Source organism: Pseudomonas sp. DD1 (assembly GCF_044510355.1).
GTDB lineage: Bacteria > Pseudomonadota > Gammaproteobacteria > Pseudomonadales > Pseudomonadaceae > Aquipseudomonas > Aquipseudomonas shahriarae.
Genome location: NZ_MSAJ01000003.1, coordinates 79,198 through 101,922, shown reverse-complemented (window position 1 = coordinate 101,922; position 22,725 = coordinate 79,198). Strand labels below are relative to the sequence as shown.

The window sequence follows — 22,725 nt, the reverse complement described above, 5'->3', positions numbered from 1 at the left end:
AGCTCCCACAAAAAAGCAGTGCGCAGCACCAAAACCATTACCCGCAAAAAAAATAATTAGTGGGAGTACATCTACATGCAAGCGACCAAGCCGACGCACGTCCGTTATTTGATCTTGCTCATGCTGTTCCTGGTGACCACGATCAACTATGCCGACCGCGCCACCATCGCCATTGCAGGGTCCAGCCTGCAAAAAGACCTCGGCATCGACGCGGTCACCCTCGGTTATATCTTCTCTGCGTTCGGTTGGGCCTATGTGGCCGGGCAAATCCCCGGCGGCTGGCTGCTCGACCGTTTCGGCTCGAAAAAAGTCTATGCCCTGAGCATCTTCACCTGGTCGCTGTTCACCGTGCTGCAAGGCTATGTCGGTGAGTTCGGGGTCTCCACCGCCGTGGTGGCGCTGTTTATGCTGCGATTCTTGGTGGGCCTGGCAGAGGCGCCATCCTTCCCCGGTAACGCACGGATCGTCGCGGCCTGGTTCCCCACTGCCGAACGCGGTACGGCTTCGGCGATCTTCAATTCGGCGCAGTACTTCGCCACCGTGTTGTTTGCACCGCTGATGGGCTGGATCGTCTACAGCTTCGGCTGGCAGCACGTGTTTATCGTGATGGGGGTGATCGGCATCGTGTTTTCGCTGATCTGGCTGAAAGTAATCTACAGCCCGCGCCAGCACCCGCTGATCAACGAAGCCGAGTTCAACCACATCGCTGCCAACGGGGCGATGGTCGATATGGATCAGGACAAGGCCAAGGGTAAGAAAACCGACGGGCCGAAGTGGGATTACATCCGCCAGTTGCTGACCAACCGCATGATGCTCGGGGTCTACCTGGGCCAGTACTGCATCAACGGTATTACCTACTTCTTTCTCACCTGGTTCCCCGTGTACCTGGTGCAGGACCGTGGCATGACCATCCTCAAGGCCGGTTTTATTGCCTCGCTGCCGGCGATCTGCGGTTTTATCGGCGGCGTGCTGGGCGGGGTGATTTCCGATTACCTGCTGCGCAAGGGCCACTCCCTGACCTTCGCTCGCAAGGCGCCGATCACTGCCGGTTTGTTGGTCTCCAGTAGCATCATTGCCTGCAACTACGTGGATGTGGAATGGATGGTGGTCGGCTTTATGGCCCTGGCCTTCTTCGGCAAAGGCGTTGGCGCACTGGGTTGGGCGGTGGTGTCTGACACCTCGCCGAAACAAATCGCCGGCCTCAGCGGCGGCTTGTTCAACACCTTCGGCAACCTGGCTTCCATCACCACGCCCATCGTGATTGGCTACATCATCAGCACTACCGGTTCGTTCAAGTGGGCCCTGGTGTTCGTTGGCGCCAATGCGCTGGTGGCGGTATTCAGCTACCTGGTGATCGTCGGCCCGATCAAGCGCGTGGTGCTCAACGAGCCACCGAGCAAAGGCCCCGAGTTGACTAACCTTTCCCAAGCGCAATCCTGAAGGGGCCGTGTGATGCAGTTGATTGAACATGCCGACTCGCCGCGCTCCATTCGTCTGCACGAGCGCGACAACGTAGTAATCGTGGTCAATGACCAGGGCGTGCCGGCGGGCACCGAGTTCCCGGACGGCCTGGTGACCGTGGAGTTCATCCCCCAGAGCCACAAGGTGACCCTGGAAGATATCCCGCAAGGTGGTCAGATCATTCGCTATGGCCAAACCATCGGTTACGCCTTGCAGCCGATACCGCGCGGCAGTTGGGTCCAGGAAGATCAACTGCGCATGCCTACCGCACCGCCGCTGGACAGCCTGCCGCTGTCCACCGAGGTCCCCGAGGCCCAGGCGCCATTGGAAGGCTTTACTTTCGAAGGCTATCGCAATGCCGACGGCACCGTCGGTACGCGCAATATCCTTGGCATCACCACCACTGTGCAGTGTGTGACCGGCGTGCTGGACCATGCGGTCAAGCGCATCAAGGACGAGTTACTCCCCAAGTACCCGAATGTCGATGACGTAGTGGCACTGACCCACAGCTACGGCTGTGGCGTGGCCATTACCGCCACCGACGCCTATATCCCGATCCGCACTGTGCGCAACCTGGCACGCAACCCGAACCTGGGGGGCGAAGCGCTGGTGATCAGCCTGGGCTGCGAGAAATTGCAGGCCGGGCAAGTGATGCACGACAACGACAGCTCGGTGGACCTCAGCGAGCCGTGGCTGTACCGCCTGCAGGACGCCAGCCACGGCTTCAGTGAAATGATCGAGCAGATCATGGCGCTGGCCGAAGTCCGCCTGAAGAAACTCGACCTGCGCCGGCGGGAAACCGTACCGGCCTCGGAGCTGATCCTCGGCATGCAATGCGGCGGCAGCGACGCGTTTTCCGGGATCACCGCCAACCCGGCGCTGGGTTACGCCTCGGACTTATTGCTGCGGGCCGGGGCGACGGTGATGTTTTCCGAAGTCACTGAAGTGCGCGATGCCATTTACCTGCTGACCTCCCGTGCCGAGAGCCAAGACGTTGCCCGGGAATTGGTACGGGAAATGGACTGGTACGACCGCTACTTGGCCAAGGGCGAGGCCGACCGCAGCGCCAACACCACGCCGGGCAACAAGAAGGGCGGGTTGTCGAACATTGTCGAAAAATCCCTGGGCTCCATCGTCAAATCCGGCAGCAGCGCGATCAACGGTGTACTGGGGCCGGGCGAGCGCTTCAAGGGCAAAGGCCTGATCTTTTGCGCGACACCGGCCAGCGACTTTGTCTGCGGCACCTTGCAACTGGCGGCGGGGATGAACCTGCACGTCTTCACCACCGGTCGCGGCACGCCTTACGGGCTGGCGATGGCGCCGGTGGTGAAGGTCTCGACCCGCACGGAACTGGCCCAGCGCTGGCCAGACCTGATCGATATCGACGCCGGACGCATCGCCACCGGCCGTGCGACCATCGAGGAGCTGGGCTGGGAGTTGTTCCACTTCTACCTGGATGTAGCCAGTGGCAAGAAGCAGACCTGGGCCGAGCGGCATAAATTGCACAATGACATTACGTTGTTCAATCCGGCGCCGATCACCTGAGACCGTGTCGCATCATCGCGGGCTTGCTCGCGATGGCGACCTGCCGGGCGCAATGGTGCTGGATGTTTTATGATTAGCCACCTACTGACCCTCACCAAGGTTCTCCCTGGCATGCTGGCTATCTTCCTGCAAACCCTGACCATCACCGCGCCGGTGTTTGCCATGCTGTTCCTGGGCGTCCTGCTCAAGCGCATCAACTGGATCAACGACGACTTTATCCACACTGCGTCGGCCTTGGTGTTTAACGTCACCATGCCGGCGTTGCTGTTTCTGGGGATTCTGCATGCCGACCTGCATTCGGCGCTCAAGCCGGAACTGCTGATCTATTTCTCGGTTGCGACGTTGGTCGGCTTCGCCCTGGCCTGGGGTTGGGCGATTTTCCGTTGCCCGCGTGAGGACCGGGGTATTTATGCCCAAGGTGCATTTCGTGGTAACAACGGGGTGATTGGCCTGGCACTGGCGGCCAGTATGTACGGCGACTACGGGATTTCCCTTGGCGCGATCCTCGCCGCCCTGGTGATCCTGTTCTACAACACCCTGTCCACCATAGTGCTGGCGGTCTACAGTCCGGTGATCAAGTCCGATCCGTGGAGCATCTGCAAAAGCGTGTTGGCCAATCCATTGATTATCAGCGTGATTGCGGCCACACCCTTCGCGTATTTCCAGATTGGCTTGCCCGGCTGGCTGGAAAAGTCCGGGCAATACCTGGCAGATACAACATTGCCATTGGCGTTGATCTGTATCGGCGGCACGTTGTCCATGGCTGCCCTGCGGAAAAGCGGCAGCATTGCCCTGAGCGCCAGCCTGATGAAGATGATCTGGCTGCCCCTGGTGGCGACTGCCGGCGCGTGGCTGTACGGGTTCCGCGGGCCGGAACTGGGGATCCTGTTCTTGTATTTCGGCGCGCCGACGGCCGCCGCCAGTTTTGTCATGGCTCGCGCGGCCCAGGGCAACCATGAGTTGGCGGCAGCGATCATTGTGATCACCACCTTGATGGCGGCGGTGACCACTAATATCGGGATCTTCGTGTTGCAGGCGGGTGGCTGGATCTGAAATGTTCTGGTGAAGGTGTGCACAATCAAAATTGTGGGAGCGGGCTTGCCCGCGATAGCGATCTGACAGTCACTGCGGGTCTGACTGATACGCCTCAATCACTTCCTGCGCCGCCCGAAACGCATCAATCGCCGCCGGCACGCCGGCATACACCGCGCAATGCAGCAGCGCCTCGCGAATTTCTTCAACAGTACAGCCATTATTCAGTGCGCCGCGCACATGGCCCTTGAGTTCCTGCGGGCACTTCAAGGCGGTCAATACCGCGAGTGTAATCAGGCTGCGGGTCTTCAGTGGCAGGCCTTCACGGTTCCACACCCCGCCCCAGGCATGTTCGTTGACGAAGTCCTGCAGTGGCTGGGTGAATTCGGTGGCATTGCCCAGCGCGCGGTCGACAAACACATCACCCATGACCTGGCGACGCATTTGCTCGCCGGATTTCGGTTGATCGGTCATTGCGATTCCCTCTTGTGGTGTTGGCGGCGCCAGGCTCGCAGCGAGGTGAACAACAGGAAAGCCACCAGCGCTGGCAGGACGTAGTACAGCATCAGTTGTTCGAGTTTATTGGCCAGCGGCATGCCGGTGGTGAACGACAGCACATGCAGCCCATACGCCAGATACAACCCCAGCAGCAGCAAGCCTTCGGCGCGGGTAATGCGGTAGCCGGTGTAAAACACCGGCAAGCACAACACCACGACGCCGAGCATTACCGGCAGGTCGAAATCCAGGGCATTGGGCGATACCGACAAGGGCGACGGCGCCACCAGCGCGGTAAAGCCCAGTACCCCTAACAGGTTGAACAGGTTGCTGCCGATCACGTTGCCTACCGCAATCTCCCGCTCGCCGCGTACGGCGGCGATCAGGGATGTGGCGAGGCACGGCAGGGAGGTACTGACGGCAACAATGGTCAGGCCGATCACCCGCTCGGACAGGCCCAGGTCGCCGGCCACTTCCACAGCCGCCCCGAGCACCAGATGCCCGGCGAACACCAGCAGCACGAGCCCACCGATCATCCACAGCAAACTGCTCAGCCACGGCGCCTGCACCACGGTGTCGCGGGTCCGTGGGCGGCGCGAATGGCGGGTCTGGTACAGCAACAGGGCTAGGTAGGCGAGTAGGGCGACCAGCAAGGTCAGGCCGTCAAGCGGGGTCAGGGCTTCATCGCTGGCGAGAATAAACAGCAGCAGGCTGGCGCCGATCATCACCGGGATATCCAGGCGCACCAGTTGGCGCGACACGCGCAAGGGAATGATCAGCGCCGACAGGCCCAGGGTGACGAGGATATTGAAGATGCTGCTGCCGATCACACTGCCCACGGCAATATCGGTATTACCGGCCAGGGTGGCCTGCAAACTGACGGCGATTTGCGGCGCGCTGCTGCCAAAGGCCACGATGCTCAAGCCAATGATCAGCGGCCTGACCTTGAGGCTGGCGGCCAGGCGCACGGCGGCGCGTACCAGCATTTCGGCGCCGGCAATCAGCAGCAGCAGGCCGCTGATCAGTTCAATCAGGCTGATGGGCGAGAGGGCGCTTAATCCGAAAATGGTCAGGGCTCCGACAGTCAGTTGCTCAGGGCTTGTACGCGCACGCGCGCGGTTCCGCTGCGCAGCATACCCAACTGTTCGGCGGCCTGGCGTGAAAGATCAATCAGTCGGCCACGGGTGTGTGGGCCGCGATCATTGATGCGTACCACCACGGATCTATCGTTGGACAGGTTGGTGACCTGCACCCGCGTGCCGAATGGCAGGCGTCGGTGGGCGGCGGTCATTGCGTGTTGGTTGAAGGGTTCACCGCTGGCGGTTTTCTTGCCGTGGTGCTTGGCGCCGTAGTAGGACGCGGTGCCGGTTTCGTCGTAACCGTTGGGGTCGATCAGGCCACTGGCGCAGCCGGTGAGCAGGGAGAACAGGGCGCAGAGGCCGAGTAGACGCTTCATTATCAAAATATCCCCATCACAAATGTGGGAGCGGCGGTGCGACGATTCGAATCGTCGCACCGCCGCTCCCACATGGGGTCCGAGTCGCAAGTAAAATCCCGCTCGGACCATTCATTGCTATCAGCCTTCGAGCTTGCTCTTGAGCAATTCGTTCACCTGTTGCGGGTTGGCCTTGCCTTTGGAGGCTTTCATCGCCTGGCCCACAAAGAAGCCGAACATCTTGCCGCGCTTGGCTTCATCCGCCGCACGGTATTGCTCGACCTGCTCGGCGTTGGCCGCCAGCATTTCATCCAGCACGGCCGAGATGGCGCCGCTGTCGGTGACTTGCTTGAGGCCGCGCTTCTCGATGATCTCGTCGGCGTTGCCTTCACCGCTGGCCATGGCCTCGAATACGGTCTTGGCGATTTTGCCGGAGATGGTGTTGTCCTTGATGCGCAGCAACATGCCGCCCAGTTGTTCGGCCGAGACCGGGGCTTCGTCGATTTCCAGGCCCTGTTTGTTCAACAGGCTGCCCAGCTCGACCATGACCCAGTTGGCGGCCAGCTTGGCGTCACCGGCAATGCTCACGACTTTTTCGAAGTAGTCGGCTTGCTCGCGGCTCGAAGCCAGCACACTGGCGTCATACACCGACAGACCGAACTGCGCCTGGAAGCGCTCGCGTTTTTGCGGTGGCAATTCCGGCAGGGTGGCGCGCACGTCATTGAGGAACGAATCCTCGAGCACCACTGGCAACAGGTCCGGATCGGGGAAGTAACGGTAGTCGTTGGCTTCCTCTTTGCTGCGCATGGCACGGGTTTCGTCTTTGTTCGGGTCGTACAGGCGGGTCTGCTGGATCACTTTGCCGCCGTCTTCGATCAGCTCGATCTGGCGACGGACTTCGGTGTTGATCGCCTTCTCGATGAAACGGAACGAGTTGACGTTCTTGATCTCGCAGCGGGTGCCGTACTCGACCTGGCCTTTTGGCCGCACCGACACGTTGCAGTCGCAACGCAGGGAGCCTTCGGCCATGTTGCCGTCGCAGATGCCCAGGTAGCGCACCAGCGCGTGGATGGTCTTGACGTAGGCCACGGCTTCCTTGGCACTGCGCATGTCCGGCTCGGACACGATCTCCAGCAGCGGCGTGCCGGCGCGGTTCAGGTCGATGCCGGTGGCGCCATTGAATTCTTCATGCAGGCTCTTGCCGGCATCTTCTTCCAGGTGCGCACGGGTCACGCCGACGCGTTTGATCGTGCCGTCTTCCAGAGGGATATCCAGGTAGCCCTTGCCGACGATCGGCAATTCCATCTGGCTGATCTGGTAGCCCTTGGGCAGGTCCGGGTAGAAGTAGTTCTTGCGCGCAAACACGTTGTGCTGGCCGATCTCGGCGTCAATCGCCAGGCCGAACATCACCGCCATGCGCACCGCTTCCTGGTTCAGTACTGGCAGTACGCCAGGCATGCCCAGGTCTACCAGGCTGGCCTGGGTGTTGGGCTCGGAGCCGAACGTGGTGGCGCTACCGGAGAAAATCTTCGATTGGGTGGCGAGCTGGGTATGAATCTCCAGCCCGATCACAACTTCCCATTGCATAGTGTTCTCCTCAGAAGCCGGTTGGGGTGCGAGTGTGCCAGTCAGTGTGCAACTGGTACTGGTGCGCCACATTGAGCAAGCGGCTTTCCTGGAAATACGGGGCGAGTAGTTGCACGCCCACTGGCAAACCGTCGACAAAGCCTGCAGGCATGGACAAGCCCGGCAGGCCGGCGAGGTTGGCGGTGATGGTGTACAGGTCTTCCAGGTATTCGGCGATCGGGTCGCCGGTCTTGGCGCCGATCTTCCAGGCCGGGTTTGGCGTGGTTGGGCCGAGGATCACGTCGACTTCATTAAAGGCTGCCATGAAGTCGTTCTTGATCAGGCGACGGATCTTTTGCGCCTTGAGGTAGTACGCGTCGTAGTAACCGGCCGACAGGGCGTAGGCACCGACCATGATCCGGCGTTGTACTTCCACGCCGAAACCTTCGCCACGGGAGCGCTTGTACAGGTCGGTGAGGTCTTTCGGGTCTTCACAGCGGTAGCCGAAACGCACGCCGTCGAAGCGCGACAGGTTCGACGAGGCCTCTGCCGGGGCGATCACGTAGTACGCCGGAATTGCGTGCTGGTTGTTCGGCAGGCTGATTTCCTTGATCACCGCGCCGAGCTTTTCCAGCTCCTTGACGCTGTTGTGCACCAGCTCGGCGATACGCGGGTCGAGGCCGGCGCTGAAATACTCTTTCGGCACGCCGATGCGCAGGCCTTGGATCGAGGTATTGAGGCTGGCGCTGTAGTCCGGCACCGGTTCATCAATGCTGGTGGAGTCCTTCGCATCGAACCCGGCCATGCCTTGTAACAATATTGCGCAGTCTTCGGCAGTGCGGGCCAAAGGGCCGCCCTGGTCGAGGCTGGACGCGTAGGCAATCATGCCCCAGCGGGAAACACGACCGTAGGTCGGTTTCAGGCCGGTGAGGTTGGTGAACGCGGCAGGCTGGCGGATCGAGCCGCCGGTATCGGTGGCTGTGGCGGCCGGAAGCAGGCGGGCGGCCACGGCTGCAGCCGAACCACCGGACGAACCGCCGGGCACGTGCTCCAGGTTCCACGGGTTTTTCACCGCGCCGTAGTAGCTCGATTCGTTGGCCGAGCCCATGGCGAATTCGTCCATGTTGGTCTTGCCCAGGGTCACGGCCCCGGCTTCGGCCAGCTTGGCGACCACGGTCGCATCGTAGGGCGCCTTGAAGTTGTCGAGCATCTTCGAGCCGCAGCTGGTGCGGATGCCCTGGGTGCAGAACAGGTCCTTGTGACCGATTGGCGCACCCAGCAGCGCGCCGCCTTCACCGTTGGCGCGACGGGCGTCAGCGGCCTTGGCCTGGCTAAGGGCCAGCTCTTCGGTGAGGCTGATGAAGCTGTTGACCTTCGGGTCCAGCGCGGTGATACGCGCCAGCAGGGCCTTGGTCAGCTCTTCGGAGGAAAACTTTTTGTCGGCGAGACCGCGGGCGATCTCGGCCAGAGTCAATTGATGCATTGCAGGCTCTTTCCCTTTAGTCGATGACTTTCGGAACCAGGTACAGGCCGTTTTCGACCGCTGGTGCGATGGACTGGTAGGCCTCGCGATTATTGCGTTCGGTCACGACGTCTGCGCGCAGGCGCTGGCTGGCTTCCAGTGGGTGGGCCAGGGGTTCGATGCCATCGGTATTCACCGCTTGCATCTGGTCGACCAGCCCGAGAATGCTGTTCAGGGCTGCGGTGGTCTGTGGAAGATCGGCTTCATTGAGGCCCAGGCAGGCCAAATGAGCGATTTTTTCCACGTCGGAGCGTTCAAGCGCCATGGGATTCTCCAGTGGAAAACAGAACGGAAGCTATCCGTGTGTTAGATTGTCGGAACACTACCGCATTTCTACGGTCATAAGGCCGCGATTGTGGGGTTAGGTGCACAGAAAGTCGGCCAATTTAGCACATTGGCGCCTTGCCCAAAATCCCTGTCGTTGTTAGAGTTTGCCGCACTTTTTTACCCACGCGTTGCCTAGGGTCCCTTTCCCATGTTCAAGAAACTGCGTGGCATGTTTTCCAGCGATCTTTCCATCGACCTGGGCACTGCCAACACCCTTATTTACGTGCGCGAGCGCGGTATCGTCCTGAATGAGCCATCGGTTGTGGCCATTCGGACCCATGGTAATCAGAAAAGTGTCGTTGCCGTGGGCACCGAGGCCAAGCGCATGCTCGGCCGTACACCTGGCAACATTGCCGCCATTCGTCCGATGAAAGACGGCGTGATCGCCGACTTCAGTGTCTGCGAGAAGATGCTGCAGTACTTCATCAACAAGGTTCATGAAAACAGTTTCCTGCAGCCCAGCCCTCGTGTGCTGATCTGCGTACCGTGCAAATCCACCCAGGTGGAGCGTCGTGCCATCCGTGAATCGGCCCTTGGTGCCGGTGCCCGCGAAGTGTTCCTGATCGAAGAGCCAATGGCCGCTGCCATCGGTGCCGGCCTGCCGGTTGAAGAAGCGCGCGGTTCGATGGTGGTGGATATCGGTGGCGGTACCACTGAAATCGCCCTGATCTCCCTCAATGGCGTGGTGTATGCCGAATCCGTACGGGTTGGCGGCGACCGCTTCGACGAAGCGATCATCACGTATGTGCGTCGTAACTACGGCAGCCTGATCGGCGAATCCACCGCCGAGCGCATCAAGCAGGAAATCGGTACCGCCTACCCGGGTGGCGAAGTGCGCGAAGTCGATGTTCGCGGTCGCAACCTGGCCGAGGGCGTGCCACGTGCCTTTACCCTGAACTCCAATGAAGTGCTGGAAGCTCTGCAAGAGTCCCTGGCCACCATCGTTCAGGCGGTCAAGAGCGCGCTGGAGCAGTCGCCGCCGGAACTGGCTTCCGATATCGCCGAGCGTGGCCTGGTGCTGACCGGTGGTGGCGCCTTGCTGCGTGACCTCGACAAGCTGCTGGCCCAGGAAACCGGCCTGCCGGTGATCGTCGCCGAAGACCCGCTGACCTGCGTTGCCCGTGGCGGTGGTCGTGCACTGGAAATGATGGATAAACACACCATGGACCTGCTCTCCAGCGAATAAGATCGTTGGTTGCACCATGTTTCATCAACAGGCAGCACTTTGCAGTGCTGCCTGTTGGCGTTTATCTTCTTCAATCTGCATCCAGGCCGGTTTGATGCCGTATGAATAAAGAGAATATCTGCCCGGGAGTAGCGGCCTATTAAACCGCTCTTCACTAAAGGCCCCTCATTGGGCGTGCGCTTGTTGGTGCTGGTCGTGCTATCGGTCGCGCTGATGGTGGTCGATGCCCGCTTCACACTGCTCAAGCCAGTGCGTAGCCAGATGTCGCTGGTATTGATGCAGTCCTACTGGATCACCGACCTGCCGCAACGGCTATGGCAAGGTGTGGCCAGCCAGTTTGGCAGCCGCACAGAACTGGTGGCCGAGAACGAAAAGCTCAAGACCGAAAACCTGCTGCTGCAGGGGCGCATGCAAAAGCTGGCGGCCCTGACCGAGCAGAACGTCCGGCTGCGCGAGTTGCTCAATTCTTCCGCGTTGGTCAACGAAAAGGTCGAAGTGGCCGAGTTGATCGGCATGGACCCCAACCCCTTCACCCATCGCATCATCATCAACAAGGGCGAGCGCGATGGCGTGGTCCTTGGCCAGCCGGTGCTCGATGCCCGTGGTCTGATGGGCCAGGTGGTGGAGTTGATGCCCTATACCTCCCGCGTGCTGCTGCTCACCGACACCACCCACAGCATTCCGGTGCAGGTCAATCGCAATGGCCTGCGGGCGATTGCCAGCGGTACCGGCAACCCGGAACGCCTGGAATTGCGGCATGTGGCCGACACCGCTGACATCAAGGAAGGCGACCTGCTGGTCAGCTCCGGCCTCGGCCAGCGATTCCCGGCGGGCTATCCGGTGGCGACGGTCAAGGAAGTGATCCACGATTCCGGCCAGCCATTCGCGATTGTCCGTGCCGTGCCGACGGCCGCGCTGAACCGTAGCCGCTACCTGTTGCTGGTGTTCAGTGACACGCGCACGCCGGAAGAGCGCGCCAACGAGGCTGCCCAGGCCCAGGAAGCGCAGGACCGGCAGGACGGCACCACCACGCCGATCATCCCGGCCACCGTACCCAAGCCTGCGACACCGGCAGCGCCAGTGGCGACACCGGCTGCACCCGCCGCGCCCGCTTCGGCAACACCTGCCCGGCCGGTCAGGCCTGCGGCGTCCACGCCTGCTGCTGCACCTGCGCCGGCAACCACTCGACAGGGGGCGCAATAATGGCCGGTACACATTCACGCAATGGCTGGATGGTCTGGTTGACCTTCGCCATCGGTATGTTGCTCAGCGTTTCGCCGATGCCGCAATTCATGGAAATCCTGCGCCCGCTGTGGCTGGCCTTGCTGCTGGCCTTCTGGGCCCTGGCCTTGCCGCACAAGGTCGGCATGGTCACCGCGATGTGCCTGGGGCTGGCTGAAGACGTGATGTATGGCACCTTGCTCGGCCAGAACGCCTTGATTCTCACGCTGATCACCTTCCTGGTGCTGTCGCTGCAGCAACGCCTGCGCATGTTTCCGATGTGGCAGCAATGCCTGGTGATCCTGGTGATCTTCGGTCTGGCCCAATTGGTGCAACTGTGGCTTAGCGCCTTGACCGGTAACCGCCAGCCGACCCTCGCGCTGGTCTTGCCGGCGCTGGTCAGCGCGCTGTTGTGGCCATGGGTCAGCTTCGGTCTGCGTGGGTTGTGTCGCCGCTATAAAATCAATTGAGTGGGGCGCGAAGCTCTGCCTGGTTATCGAACCCGCAGGGAGAGTTTGCAATGCAATCGCTTTATCTGGCCTCCGGCTCTCCTCGGCGGCGTGAACTGCTGACCCAGATTGGCGTGCCGTTCACCGTGGTCAACGCCGCTATTGATGAAACACCCCTGGGCGACGAGTCGCCTGCGTCCTACGTCGAGCGCCTGGCCCGTGGCAAAGCCGCTGCAGGCCTGGCGACATTAGCCGATACCGCAAATGCCTGCGTGCTAGGGGCCGATACTGCCGTCATCCTGGATGGCCGGATCCTCGGCAAGCCCGTGGACCAGGCCGATGCCCTGGCCATGCTGCTGGCCCTTTCTGATCGTGAGCACGAAGTCCTCACCGCCATTGCGCTGCTTGATGGCCAGCGTTGCGAAACGCGCCTGGTCAGCAGTCGCGTGCGTTTTCGCCAGGTTTCCACACAAGAAGCAACGACTTACTGGCACAGCGGTGAACCCCAGGACAAGGCGGGCGGCTATGCTATCCAAGGGTTGGCGGCGGTATTTGTCGCCGGGCTCAATGGCAGCTACTCGGCAGTCGTTGGCCTGCCGGTCTGCGAAACAGCAGAACTGCTGGGCCATTTCGGCATACCCTGTTGGCAACACCTTTCCGTGCGCTGAACGCTCTACTCCAGCGCCACCTTTAAGCGATCGGCCACTATTGTGAAAACGCCTGAACGAGACCCAGCCATGAGTGAAGAGATTCTGATCAATATCACGCCGATGGAATCGCGCGTGGCGGTGGTAGAAAACGGTGTTTTGCAGGAAGTGCACGTCGAGCGCACCCAGAAGCGCGGGATCGTTGGCAATATCTATAAAGGTAAGGTTGTGCGGGTGTTGCCGGGCATGCAGGCAGCCTTTGTCGATATCGGCCTGGACCGTGCTGCATTTATCCATGCCTCGGAAATCTCCCTGCGCGAAGGCCCTGCGGTCGAGAGCATCAGCGCCCTGGTGCACGAAGGGCAGAGCCTGGTGGTGCAAGTCACCAAAGACCCGATTGGTTCCAAGGGCGCGCGCCTGACCACGCAATTGTCAATTCCTTCGCGTTACCTGGTGTACATGCCGCGCACCGCCCACGTCGGTATTTCCCTGAAAATCGAAGACGAAGGTGAGCGTGAGCGCCTGAAAAAGGTGGTCAGCGATTGCGTGGCGGCCGAAGGTATCAAAGAGGCGGGCGGCTTTATCCTGCGCACCGCCGCCGAAGGTGCCGGTGCCGATGAAATCCTCATGGATATCCGCTACCTGCGGCGCCTGTGGGACCAGATCGCAGCCCAGATCAAGACCGTCGGCGCGCCGAGTGTCATCTACGAAGACCTGGGCCTGGCCCTGCGAACCCTGCGTGATCTGGTCAGCCCGAAGATCGAGAAAATCCGCATCGACTCGCGGGAAACCTTCCAGCGCACCACGCAATTTGTCGCCGAATTGATGCCGGAAATCGCCGATCGCCTGGAACACTACCCCGGCGAACGGCCGATTTTCGACCTGTATGGCGTCGAGGACGAAATCCAGAAGGCCCTGGAGCGCAAGGTGCCGCTCAAGTCCGGTGGCTACCTGGTGGTCGACCCGGCCGAAGCCATGAGCACCATCGACGTCAACACCGGCGCCTTCGTCGGCCATCGCAACCTTGAAGAAACCATCTTCAAGACCAACCTCGAAGCCGCCACCGCCATTGCCCGTCAACTGCGCCTGCGCAACCTGGGCGGGATCATCATCATCGACTTCATCGACATGGAAGATGAAGAACACCAGCGCCAGGTGTTGCGCACCCTTGAAAAGCAGCTGGAGCGCGATCACGCCAAGACCAACATCATCGGGATCACCGAGTTGGGCCTGGTACAGATGACCCGCAAGCGTACCCGTGAAAGCCTTGAGCAAGTGCTGTGCGAACCGTGCAGCAGTTGCCAGGGCCGCGGCAAGTTGAAGACCCCGGAAACGGTTTGCTACGAGATTTTCCGGGAAATTCTACGAGAGGCACGCGCTTATCAGGCCGAGGGTTATAGAGTCCTGGCCAATCAGAAGGTGGTTGATCGGTTGCTCGACGAAGAGTCGGGCAACGTTGCGGAACTGGAGGGCTTCATTGGCCGTACCATCCGTTTCCAGGTCGAAACCATGTATTCACAGGAACAATACGACGTGGTGCTGCTCTGATTCGCATCCGTCCTGTTCAACGAGACCGCCAGACCTTGATCTGCCGTCCGACTATTACCTTGAGGGTCGCCTGACATGGAGCGTCTACAACGCTTTTTTGCCGCACTGACCCGTTGGGGCCTTGGCCTGTGTGCATTGCTGTTGGTACTGGCGGCGGTCTACGTCAGCCTGGGCCGTGAATTGACGCCATTGGTGGCGGAGTACCGTGCCGAAGTAGAGGCCAAGGCGCAGGCGGCGGTCGACATGCCCCTGAGCATTGGCAGCCTGGAAGGGCGCTGGAGCGGCTTTGCCCCGGTCTTGCTGGCCCATGACGTGATGGTTGGCGAGGGCAGCAGTGCCTTGCGCCTGGACCAGGTGCAAGTGGTGCCCGATCTCTGGGCCAGCCTGCTGGCGTGGGATGTGCGCATTGCTCACTTGGAAGTCAGCGGGTTGCAGCTCAGTGTCAAGGAGGACCAGGACGGCCGTTGGGCGCTGCAAGGCCTGCCGGTGCAGGACGACCAGCCCCTGGACCCGGAACAACTGCTCACGCGCATGCAAGCGGTGGCGAAGATCTCGCTGCTCGACAGCCAGGTCACTTTGCAACCGTTTGAACAAGCGCCGCTGACCTTGACCTATGTGGGCCTGAGCCTGCAAACCGGCGCCACCCGCCAGCGCCTGGATGCACGCCTGACCTTGCCCGATGGGCAGCCGCTGGCCCTCAGCCTGCGCACGCGGATCCGCGCTAGCCAGTGGCGCGATGGTGAAGTCCAGGCCTACCTGAGCCTGCCCCAGAGCAATTGGGCGCAATGGATTCCGGCGAAGTTGACCCGGGACTGGAAACTCAATGAGCTGAAAGCCGGCGGCGAACTCTGGCTGACCTGGGCCGGCGGAACGCTGCAAAGCGTCGCCGCGCGGCTCAATGCGCCGCAAGTGAAGGTGCGGTATGCCCAGCGCAAACCTGTGAGCATCCACAACCTGGGCCTGACGGCCTACGTGCAACGCAGTGACCGCGGCCTTAAGGTGGTCTTCGACTCGCTGGCCATGAACCTGGGCGACACCCGTTGGGAGTCGCACCTGCAATTGCAGCAAACCCTGGCCACCGACAAGGCCCAGGAAACCTGGAACCTGCAGGCCGATCGCCTGGACCTGACGCCGATCACCCCCTTGCTCAACGCCCTGGCGCCATTGCCCGAGGGTTTTGCCAAGACCGTCGAAGCGTTGAAAGCCACGGGCGTGCTGCGCAATGTCCTGGTGGATTATCGTCCCCAGGAGACGGGCGATCAACGCGTCAGCTTTGCCGCCAACCTCGAGCGGGTGGGCTTTGATGCGTATTTCGGCGCACCGGCGGCCCGCAATGTCTCCGGCAGCATCAGCGGCGACCTGGGCCAGGGCGAGCTGCGCATGGACAGCAAGGACTTTGCCTTGCACCTGTACCCGATTTTCGCCAAGCCCTGGCAGTACATCCAGGCCAACGCGCGCCTGACGTGGAAGCTGGATAAACAAGGCTTCACGCTGATCGCTCCGTATATCAAGGTGCTGGGGGAAGAGGGCAAGGTCGCGGCGGACTTCCTGATTCGTCTGCATTTCGATCATAACCAGGAAGACTACATGGACCTGCGGGTCGGCATGGTCGAGGGCGATGGACGCTTTACCCCCAAATACCTGCCGGCGGTGTTGAGCCCGGCCCTGGATGAATGGCTGCGTACGGCCATTCTCAAGGGCGCGGTCGATGAAGGCTTCTTCCAGTATCAAGGCTCGTTGAACCACGATGCGGTGACGGCGGCGCGCAATATCAGCCTGTTCTTCAAGGTGCATGACGCCGAGCTGGCGTTCCAGCCTGGCTGGCCCCATGTGAGCAAGGTGACCGGTGAAGTGTTTGTCGAAGAAACCGGTGTGCGCATCCTGGCCAGCAAGGGGCAATTGCTCGACACCAAGGTCAAGGATATCTACGTCAACATTCCCCATGCGCTTCCTGGCCATGACAGTCATCTGTTGCTGACGGGCGGGTTTGCCGGTGGGCTGGGTGACGGCCTGAAGATCCTGCAGGAAGCCCCCATCGGCACGGCGTCGACGTTTGCCGGCTGGAAAGGCGAGGGCGACCTGCAAGGTTCACTCGACCTGGACATCCCTCTGGCCAAAGGCATCGAGCCGAAAATCGTGGTGGACTTCAAGACTGACAAGGCGCACCTGCAACTGGCCGAGCCGACCCTGGACCTGAACCAGCTCAAGGGCGAATTCCGCTTCGACAGCACCAAGGGCTTGAGTGGCCAGAACATCAGTGCCCAGGCCTTTGACCGGCCGATCACGGCGCAGATTGCTGCTGGTGGCAAGCCGGGCAATCTCAGCACGCGGGTCACCGCCAAGGGCCAGGTGACGGTCAAGCGCCTCACCGACTGGCTGAAAGTCGGCCAGCCGCTGCCGGTGTCCGGGGATATCCCGTATCAACTGCAACTGGACCTGGACGGTGCCGACAGCCAGTTGCGGGTCAGTTCCAGCCTCAAGGGCGTGGCGGTGGATTTGCCTGCGCCGTTTGGCATGTCCGCCAGTCAGGGCCGCGACAGTGTGTTCCGCATGACCCTGCAGGGCGCAGAGCGACGCTACTGGTTTGATTACGGCGAGCTGGCGAACTTTACTTTTGCAGCCCCGGCGAACAACTTTGCCCTGGGCCGTGGCGAACTGTTCCTCGGGGATGGCGATGCCTTGCTGCCCGGTGGCAAGGGCCTGCGGATTCGCGGGGTGCTGTCGGAGCTGGATATAGATCCGTGGAAGAAACTGGTGGACCGCTACGCCGGCAATGATCCGGGTGGCAATGCCAAGCAGCTGTTGAGCAGTGCCGATTTCAAGATCGGCAAGCTGACAGGCTTTGGTACTCAATTCGACCAGGTCAGCCTGCAACTGGAGCGCAAGCCCGCCGCCTGGGGCCTGCAGCTCGACAGCCAGCAAGCCAAGGGGACTGTTGGCCTGCCGGATGCCAAGGGCGCGCCTATCGCCATCAATCTGCAATACGTGAAGCTGCCGGCGGTTGACCCTACGGTACAGGCTGACGAGAACGCACCTGATCCCCTGGCGAACATTGATCCCAAGGACATTCCGGCGCTGGATATTTCCATTGGCCAGTTGTTGCAGGGGCCCGACTTGATCGGCGCCTGGTCCTTGAAGGTGCGCCCGACGGCCAAGGGCATGGCTTTCAACAACCTCGACCTGGGCCTCAAGGGCATGCGGCTCAAGGGGGCCGGTGGCTGGGAAGGCGCGCCGGGCGCCAGCAGCAGTTGGTACAAGGGGCGCCTGGACGGCAAGAATATCGCCGATGTGCTCAAAGGCTGGGGCTTCGCGCCCACCGTGACCAGCCAGGACTTCCATCTGGACGTTGACGGGCGCTGGCCGGGTTCGCCTGCGTGGGTTGGGCCCAAGCGGTTTTCCGGGAGCCTGGATGCATCGTTCCGCAAGGGCCAGTTTGTCGAGGTCGAGGGCGGTGCCCAGGCGTTGCGGGTGTTTGGCCTGCTGAACTTCAACTCGATTGGCCGGCGTTTGCGCCTGGACTTCTCGGACTTGCTCGGCAAGGGCCTGAGCTACGACCGGGTCAAGGGCCTGCTGGCCGCCAGCAATGGTGTGTTTGTGACCCGTGAGCCGATTGTTCTCACCGGGCCGTCGAGCAACCTGGAGCTTAACGGTACCCTGGACCTGGTGGCTGACCGTGTCGATGCCAAGTTGCTGGTGACCCTGCCGGTGACCAACAACCTGCCGATTGCCGCGTTGATCGTGGGGGCGCCGGCCATTGGCGGCGCACTGTTCCTGATCGACAAACTGATTGGCGATCGGGTCTCGCGTTTCGCCAGCGTCCAGTACAAGGTGGAAGGGCCATGGAAAGATCCAAAAATCACCTTCGACAAGCCATTTGAAAAACCGCAGTAAGCCCCTGTGGAGTAGCATGGCCCCATGCTTTTTATGGAGTGTCGGCCCATGTCCTTTGCGGTAATCCAGATGGTCAGCCAGAGCGATGTTCTGGCTAACCTGGCCCAGGCCCGGCGGTTGCTGGAGCAGGCGGCGGCAGGGGGCGCGCAACTGGCAGTGCTGCCGGAAAACTTCGCCGCCATGGGCCGCCGCGACGTGGCCGCTATCGGCCACGCCGAAGCGGTGGGCGAGGGGCCGATCCTGCCGTGGTTGAAACTGGCCGCCCGTGACCTCAACTTATGGATAGTGGCCGGTACCTTGCCGTTGCCCCCGCTCGGGCAGCCCGACGCCAAGTCCAACGCGTGCTCGCTGTTGATCGACGCGCAGGGACAGATTGTGGCGCGCTACGACAAGCTGCATCTGTTCGACGTGGACGTGGCGGATGCGCGCGGTCGTTATCGCGAATCTGACGACTATGCTTACGGTAACCAGGTAGTGGTGGCCGATACGCCGGTTGGACGCCTGGGGCTGACGGTCTGTTATGACCTGCGCTTCCCCGAGCTGTACAGCGAATTGCGTGCGGCGGGCGCCGAGTTGATTACTGCGCCTTCGGCCTTTACGGCGGTAACGGGGGCTGCGCACTGGGATGTGCTGATCCGGGCCCGAGCCATAGAAACCCAGTGCTATCTGCTGGCGGCCGCCCAGGGCGGGGTGCATCCGGGGCCACGGGAAACATTCGGCCATGGGGCAATTATCGACCCATGGGGGCGCGTACTGGCGCAACAAGATCAAGGCGAAGCGGTGTTGTTGGCCGAACGCGATAGCAGCGAACAAGCGTCGATACGGGCGCGCATGCCGGTGGCAGGCCACCGGCGCTTTTTCTCGCAGGGCGCACAGCGACCTGCTTCAGAACGATGAATTTAAGGCCGAACCTATGAGCGAGTTGTTGTCCTCAGTCAGTGAACACCTCCTGGCGCCCGGTGGCGTGACCATCGAAAGTCTGCAAACCGTACTGGGTGACCTGGCCGGGCCGGGTATTGATGCTGCAGACCTGTATTTCCAGGGGCAGATTTCCGAGTCATGGTCCCTGGAAGACGGGATCGTCAAGGACGGCAGCTTCAACCTTGACCAAGGGGTTGGCGTGCGCGCGCAGTCCGGTGAGAAGACCGGCTTTGCCTATAGCAATGCCATCACCCTCGAAGCCCTGGGCCTGGCGGCCCGCGCGGCGCGTTCGATTTCCCGCGCTGGGCAGAACGGCACCGTGCAGGCGTTCAGCACCCAGGACGTGGCCCAGTTGTACGGCCCGGATAATCCACTGGAAGTAATGACCCGTGCCGAAAAGGTCGAGTTGCTCAAGCGTGTGGATGCTGCAACCCGGGCCCTCGACCCGCGTATCCAGCAAGTGAGCGTGAGCATGGCCGGGGTCTGGGAGCGCATCCTGGTGGCGTCCACCGATGGCAGCCTGGCGGCGGATGTGCGCCCGCTGGTGCGCTTTAATGTCAGTGTGATCGTCGAGCAGAACGGGCGTCGCGAGCGCGGCGGCCACGGTGGCGGTGGGCGTACGGATTATCGCTATTTCCTCACCGACGACCGCGCCATGGGCTACGCCCGCGAGGCGTTGCGCCAGGCGCTGGTCAACCTGGAAGCCATTCCGGCGCCAGCGGGTACGCTGCCGGTGGTCCTGGGTTCGGGCTGGTCCGGGGTTTTGCTGCATGAAGCGGTGGGGCATGGCCTGGAAGGTGACTTCAACCGCAAGGGCAGCTCCGCCTACAGCGGGCGCATGGGCGAAATGGTCGCCTCCAAGCTCTGCACCATTGTCGACGACGGCACATTGGCCGGTCGCCGTGGTTCCCTGAGCGTCGACGACGAAGGTACGCCGACCGAGTGCACCACGTTGATCGAAAATGGCGTGCTCAAGGGCTATATGCAAGACAAGCTCAACGCGCGCCTGATGGGCGTGGCGCGTACCGGCAACGGCCGTCGCGAGTCCTACGCGCATTTGCCGATGCCGCGCATGACCAACACCTACATGCTCGCGGGCGAAAGCGACCCGGCAGAGATCATTGCTTCGGTGAAGCGTGGGATCTATTGCGCCAATCTTGGTGGCGGCCAGGTGGATATCACCAGCGGCAAGTTCGTGTTCTCTACCAGCGAAGCCTATCTGATCGAAGACGGCAAGATCACCGCGCCGGTCAAGGGTGCAACCCTGATTGGCAACGGCCCGGAAGCCATGAGCAAGGTGTCGATGGTCGGTAACGACCTGGCGCTGGACAGCGGTGTGGGGATGTGTGGCAAGGATGGGCAGTCGGTGCCGGTGGGTGTCGGCCAGCCAACCCTGAAAATTGACGCGATCACCGTGGGTGGCACGGGGTCGTAAGGCGTGGAGCTTCGGGTGGCGATGACCGCCACCCGGGGAAGAGGATCAGCGCAGGCCGCGTTGAGTCTCGTCCAGCTCACGGATGTACTTGAAGATTTTACGGCTGGTGGCCGGCGCCTTGTTCTGTGCCAGTTCGTGCTGGGCCTGACGGATCAGGGAGCGCAGTTGCTGGCGGTCGGCGTCCGGATAGTCCAGGACGAACTTCTCCAATACAGCGTCGTCACCGCCGATCAGGCGGTCACGCCAACGTTCCAGGTTATGGAAACGTTCGTTGTATTGGCGGGTGGAAGCATCGAGTTGATCGAGCAAAGTCAGAATGGCGTCAGTGTCCTGGTCGCGCATCAGCTTGCCGATAAACATGATGTGCCGTTTACGCGCGATATTCGCGGTGTGCTTGGGTGCATCCGCCAAGGCCCGGCGCATTTCGTCGGTCAGTGGCAGTTTGGCAATCAAGTCCGGCTTGAGTGTTGTAAGGCGCTCGCCGAGATCAACCAGAGCATGCAGCTCGCGTTTGACCTGGGTTTTGCTTTTCTCCCCATCGAGGGAGTCGTCGTAAGAATCAACCATGGTGGCAGTCCGCAAAGAAACGCCGCCATGATAACCAGTCGGGGGCCGCTTGTCCGGCCCGGTCGCTCGATGGCCTTAACCGAAAGCAGAATTTGAGTGGAGAGAACCATGAGTGCAGCCCAAAGCGTCGGTCCACAAGCGTTACCGGCACTGCAGGAACAAGTTGAGCAGATCATCGCCGAGGCCAAGCGCCAGGGCGCCAGTGCCTGTGAAGTGGCGGTGTCGCTGGAGCAGGGCCTGTCGACTTCGGTACGCCAGCGGGAAGTGGAAACCGTTGAGTTCAACCGCGACCAGGGTTTTGGCATCACCTTGTATGTGGGGCAGCGCAAAGGCTCGGCCAGCACTTCGGCCAGCGGCCCGGAAGCGATTCGCGAGACGGTTGCCGCCGCACTGGCGATTGCCAAGCACACCTCCGAAGACGAGGCCTCGGGTTTGGCGGATGCGGCCTTGATGGCGCGGGATCTCAAGGATTTCGACCTGTTTCACGCCTGGGATATCACTCCCGAGCAGGCCATCGAAAAGGCCCTGGCCTGCGAAGCCGCGGCGTTTGATGCCGACAGCCGGATCAAGAATGCCGATGGCACCACCCTGAGCACCCACCAGGGTTGCCGGGTGTATGGCAACAGCCACGGGTTTATCGGCGGCTATGCGTCGACGCGCCATAGCTTGAGCTGCGTGATGATCGCCGAGGCCGATGGCCAGATGCAGCGTGACTACTGGTATGACGTGAGTCGCCAGGGTGAGCTGTTGGCGGACCCGGTGAGCATCGGACAGCGCGCCGCGCAACGGGCTGCGAGCCGCCTGGGTGCGCGACCGGTGCCGACGTGCGAAGTGCCTGTGTTGTTTTCGGCGGAACTGGCGGGTGGTCTGTTCGGCAGCTTTCTCGGGGCGATTTCCGGGGGCAATCTGTACCGCAAATCGTCGTTCCTTGAAGGCGCGCTGGGGCAGAAGCTGTTTCCTGAGTGGCTGACCCTGGACGAACGCCCGCACCTGATGCGCGCCATGGGCAGCTCGGCCTTTGATGGCGACGGCCTGGCAACCTACGCCAAGCCGTTTGTCGAGAACGGTGAGCTGGTGTCCTACGTGCTTGGCACCTACGCCGGGCGCAAGCTCGGTCTGCCGAGTACCGCCAACTCCGGTGGGGTTCACAACCTGTTCGTGACCCATGGTGACGAAGACCAGGCGGCGCTCTTGCGGCGCATGGGCCGTGGTTTGCTGGTGACCGAGCTGATGGGGCATGGCTTGAATATGGTGACGGGCGATTACTCCCGAGGCGCGGCGGGGTTCTGGGTGGAGAATGGCGAAATCCAGTTCGCGGTCCAGGAAGTGACCATCGCCGGCAATATGCGCGACATGTTCAAGCAGATCGTCGCCGTGGGTAACGATCTGGAATTGCGCAGCAATATTCGCACCGGCTCGGTGCTGATCGAACGCATGACCGTCGCCGGCAGCTAAGCCGCAACCCGTTACACAACAG

General features: G+C 61.5%; 19 protein-coding genes. 12 read left to right on the top strand and 7 right to left on the bottom strand.

Going from position 1 to position 22,725, the window contains the following annotated elements; genetic code table 11:
- The first annotated feature begins 75 nt into the window (after window positions 1-75).
- The 3 genes from PSFL_RS02640 to PSFL_RS02630 all read left to right on the top strand — a co-directional run bounded on the left by PSFL_RS02640 (window position 76) and on the right by PSFL_RS02630 (window position 4,059).
- Complete coding sequence (locus PSFL_RS02640; protein ID WP_397469672.1) at window positions 76-1,440, top strand: MFS transporter; 1,365 nt, start codon at window positions 76-78, stop codon at window positions 1,438-1,440.
- Between the two features lie 12 nt (window positions 1,441-1,452).
- Window positions 1,453-3,006 carry a galactarate dehydratase gene (gene garD / locus PSFL_RS02635; protein WP_169989520.1) on the top strand — a complete coding sequence of 518 codons (1,554 nt, stop codon included), beginning with the start codon at window positions 1,453-1,455 and terminating at the stop codon, window positions 3,004-3,006.
- A 111-nt stretch (window positions 3,007-3,117) separates the two neighbouring features.
- A complete protein-coding gene (locus tag PSFL_RS02630; protein WP_057438376.1) occupies window positions 3,118-4,059 on the top strand; it encodes an AEC family transporter in 942 nt (313 codons plus the stop codon).
- Between the two features lie 69 nt (window positions 4,060-4,128).
- Here PSFL_RS02630 and PSFL_RS02625 read toward each other — a convergent pair whose 3' ends face one another.
- From PSFL_RS02625 to gatC, 6 genes are all read right to left on the bottom strand, one after another.
- Window positions 4,129-4,512 carry a carboxymuconolactone decarboxylase family protein gene (locus PSFL_RS02625; protein ID WP_198817558.1) on the bottom strand — a complete coding sequence of 128 codons (384 nt, stop codon included), beginning with the start codon at window positions 4,510-4,512 and terminating at the stop codon, window positions 4,129-4,131.
- Window positions 4,509-5,519 carry a calcium/sodium antiporter gene (locus PSFL_RS02620; protein ID WP_233093235.1) on the bottom strand — a complete coding sequence of 337 codons (1,011 nt, stop codon included), beginning with the start codon at window positions 5,517-5,519 and terminating at the stop codon, window positions 4,509-4,511. Before PSFL_RS02620 ends, PSFL_RS02625 begins: the two co-directional genes overlap by 4 nt.
- Window positions 5,520-5,617: 98 nt before the next feature.
- Window positions 5,618-5,989 (bottom strand): septal ring lytic transglycosylase RlpA family protein, encoded by a 372-nt coding sequence (locus tag PSFL_RS02615; RefSeq protein ID WP_057958448.1) that lies wholly within the window; start codon window positions 5,987-5,989, stop codon window positions 5,618-5,620.
- Between the two features lie 120 nt (window positions 5,990-6,109).
- Window positions 6,110-7,555, bottom strand: a complete 1,446-nt coding sequence (gatB, locus tag PSFL_RS02610; RefSeq protein ID WP_057438093.1) for an Asp-tRNA(Asn)/Glu-tRNA(Gln) amidotransferase subunit GatB — start codon at window positions 7,553-7,555, stop codon at window positions 6,110-6,112.
- A gap of 10 nt (window positions 7,556-7,565) precedes the next feature.
- Complete coding sequence (gatA, locus tag PSFL_RS02605; protein ID WP_057438095.1) at window positions 7,566-9,017, bottom strand: Asp-tRNA(Asn)/Glu-tRNA(Gln) amidotransferase subunit GatA; 1,452 nt, start codon at window positions 9,015-9,017, stop codon at window positions 7,566-7,568.
- 16 nt (window positions 9,018-9,033) lie between these two features.
- The gene (gene gatC / locus PSFL_RS02600; protein ID WP_003216077.1) at window positions 9,034-9,321 is read right to left on the bottom strand and encodes an Asp-tRNA(Asn)/Glu-tRNA(Gln) amidotransferase subunit GatC; all 288 of its coding nucleotides are present in this window, start codon (window positions 9,319-9,321) and stop codon (window positions 9,034-9,036) included.
- 210 nt (window positions 9,322-9,531) lie between these two features.
- On the opposite strand from gatC, the gene mreB reads away from it, so the two are divergent.
- The 8 genes from mreB to tldD all read left to right on the top strand — a co-directional run bounded on the left by mreB (window position 9,532) and on the right by tldD (window position 20,681).
- Window positions 9,532-10,569: a rod shape-determining protein MreB gene (gene mreB / locus PSFL_RS02595; RefSeq protein ID WP_002555108.1), complete on the top strand. Its 1,038-nt coding sequence runs from the start codon at window positions 9,532-9,534 to the stop codon at window positions 10,567-10,569.
- Between the two features lie 138 nt (window positions 10,570-10,707).
- Window positions 10,708-11,772, top strand: a complete 1,065-nt coding sequence (mreC, locus tag PSFL_RS02590; RefSeq protein WP_115128997.1) for a rod shape-determining protein MreC — start codon at window positions 10,708-10,710, stop codon at window positions 11,770-11,772.
- The gene (gene mreD / locus PSFL_RS02585) at window positions 11,772-12,260 is read left to right on the top strand and encodes a rod shape-determining protein MreD (RefSeq protein ID WP_057438103.1); all 489 of its coding nucleotides are present in this window, start codon (window positions 11,772-11,774) and stop codon (window positions 12,258-12,260) included. The genes mreC and mreD overlap by 1 nt, the downstream gene beginning before the upstream one ends.
- A 50-nt stretch (window positions 12,261-12,310) precedes the next feature.
- Window positions 12,311-12,907 carry a nucleoside triphosphate pyrophosphatase gene (locus PSFL_RS02580; protein WP_115128996.1) on the top strand — a complete coding sequence of 199 codons (597 nt, stop codon included), beginning with the start codon at window positions 12,311-12,313 and terminating at the stop codon, window positions 12,905-12,907.
- 69 nt (window positions 12,908-12,976) lie between these two features.
- Window positions 12,977-14,434: a ribonuclease G gene (gene rng, locus PSFL_RS02575; RefSeq protein ID WP_115128995.1), complete on the top strand. Its 1,458-nt coding sequence runs from the start codon at window positions 12,977-12,979 to the stop codon at window positions 14,432-14,434.
- A 75-nt stretch (window positions 14,435-14,509) separates the two neighbouring features.
- Window positions 14,510-18,325 (top strand): YhdP family protein, encoded by a 3,816-nt coding sequence (locus tag PSFL_RS02570; RefSeq protein ID WP_397469671.1) that lies wholly within the window; start codon window positions 14,510-14,512, stop codon window positions 18,323-18,325.
- Between the two features lie 48 nt (window positions 18,326-18,373).
- Window positions 18,374-19,222, top strand: a complete 849-nt coding sequence (locus PSFL_RS02565; RefSeq protein ID WP_057958455.1) for a carbon-nitrogen hydrolase family protein — start codon at window positions 18,374-18,376, stop codon at window positions 19,220-19,222.
- A gap of 16 nt (window positions 19,223-19,238) precedes the next feature.
- On the top strand, window positions 19,239-20,681 hold the full coding sequence (tldD, locus tag PSFL_RS02560) for a metalloprotease TldD (protein ID WP_057438378.1): 1,443 nt from the start codon (window positions 19,239-19,241) through the stop codon (window positions 20,679-20,681).
- A gap of 45 nt (window positions 20,682-20,726) precedes the next feature.
- Here the strand turns inward: tldD and yjgA are convergent, their stop codons facing one another.
- Entirely contained in the window at window positions 20,727-21,248 is a 522-nt protein-coding gene (gene yjgA, locus PSFL_RS02555; protein WP_029291815.1) for a ribosome biogenesis factor YjgA, read from the bottom strand.
- Between the two features lie 108 nt (window positions 21,249-21,356).
- On the opposite strand from yjgA, the gene pmbA reads away from it, so the two are divergent.
- Window positions 21,357-22,703 (top strand): metalloprotease PmbA, encoded by a 1,347-nt coding sequence (pmbA, locus tag PSFL_RS02550; protein ID WP_057958457.1) that lies wholly within the window; start codon window positions 21,357-21,359, stop codon window positions 22,701-22,703.
- Window positions 22,704-22,725: the final 22 nt, after the last annotated feature.

Bases quoted from the DNA above. Each gene is read 5' to 3' on its own strand.
- yjgA (WP_029291815.1), bottom strand. From the start codon at position 21,248: ATGGTTGATTCTTACGACGACTCCCTCGATGGGGAGAAAAGCAAAACC.
- tldD (WP_057438378.1), top strand. From the start codon at position 19,239: ATGAGCGAGTTGTTGTCCTCAGTCAGTGAACACCTCCTGGCGCCCGGT.
- gatA (WP_057438095.1), bottom strand. From the start codon at position 9,017: ATGCATCAATTGACTCTGGCCGAGATCGCCCGCGGTCTCGCCGACAAA.
- mreD (WP_057438103.1), top strand. From the start codon at position 11,772: ATGGCCGGTACACATTCACGCAATGGCTGGATGGTCTGGTTGACCTTC.
- PSFL_RS02565 (WP_057958455.1), top strand. From the start codon at position 18,374: ATGTCCTTTGCGGTAATCCAGATGGTCAGCCAGAGCGATGTTCTGGCT.
- PSFL_RS02640 (WP_397469672.1), top strand. From the start codon at position 76: ATGCAAGCGACCAAGCCGACGCACGTCCGTTATTTGATCTTGCTCATG.
- pmbA (WP_057958457.1), top strand. From the start codon at position 21,357: ATGAGTGCAGCCCAAAGCGTCGGTCCACAAGCGTTACCGGCACTGCAG.
- gatB (WP_057438093.1), bottom strand. From the start codon at position 7,555: ATGCAATGGGAAGTTGTGATCGGGCTGGAGATTCATACCCAGCTCGCC.
- mreB (WP_002555108.1), top strand. From the start codon at position 9,532: ATGTTCAAGAAACTGCGTGGCATGTTTTCCAGCGATCTTTCCATCGAC.
- PSFL_RS02630 (WP_057438376.1), top strand. From the start codon at position 3,118: ATGCTGGCTATCTTCCTGCAAACCCTGACCATCACCGCGCCGGTGTTT.
- PSFL_RS02625 (WP_198817558.1), bottom strand. From the start codon at position 4,512: ATGACCGATCAACCGAAATCCGGCGAGCAAATGCGTCGCCAGGTCATG.
- PSFL_RS02620 (WP_233093235.1), bottom strand. From the start codon at position 5,519: ATGCTGGTACGCGCCGCCGTGCGCCTGGCCGCCAGCCTCAAGGTCAGG.
- PSFL_RS02615 (WP_057958448.1), bottom strand. From the start codon at position 5,989: ATGAAGCGTCTACTCGGCCTCTGCGCCCTGTTCTCCCTGCTCACCGGC.
- PSFL_RS02580 (WP_115128996.1), top strand. From the start codon at position 12,311: ATGCAATCGCTTTATCTGGCCTCCGGCTCTCCTCGGCGGCGTGAACTG.
- rng (WP_115128995.1), top strand. From the start codon at position 12,977: ATGAGTGAAGAGATTCTGATCAATATCACGCCGATGGAATCGCGCGTG.
- garD (WP_169989520.1), top strand. From the start codon at position 1,453: ATGCAGTTGATTGAACATGCCGACTCGCCGCGCTCCATTCGTCTGCAC.
- PSFL_RS02570 (WP_397469671.1), top strand. From the start codon at position 14,510: ATGGAGCGTCTACAACGCTTTTTTGCCGCACTGACCCGTTGGGGCCTT.
- gatC (WP_003216077.1), bottom strand. From the start codon at position 9,321: ATGGCGCTTGAACGCTCCGACGTGGAAAAAATCGCTCATTTGGCCTGC.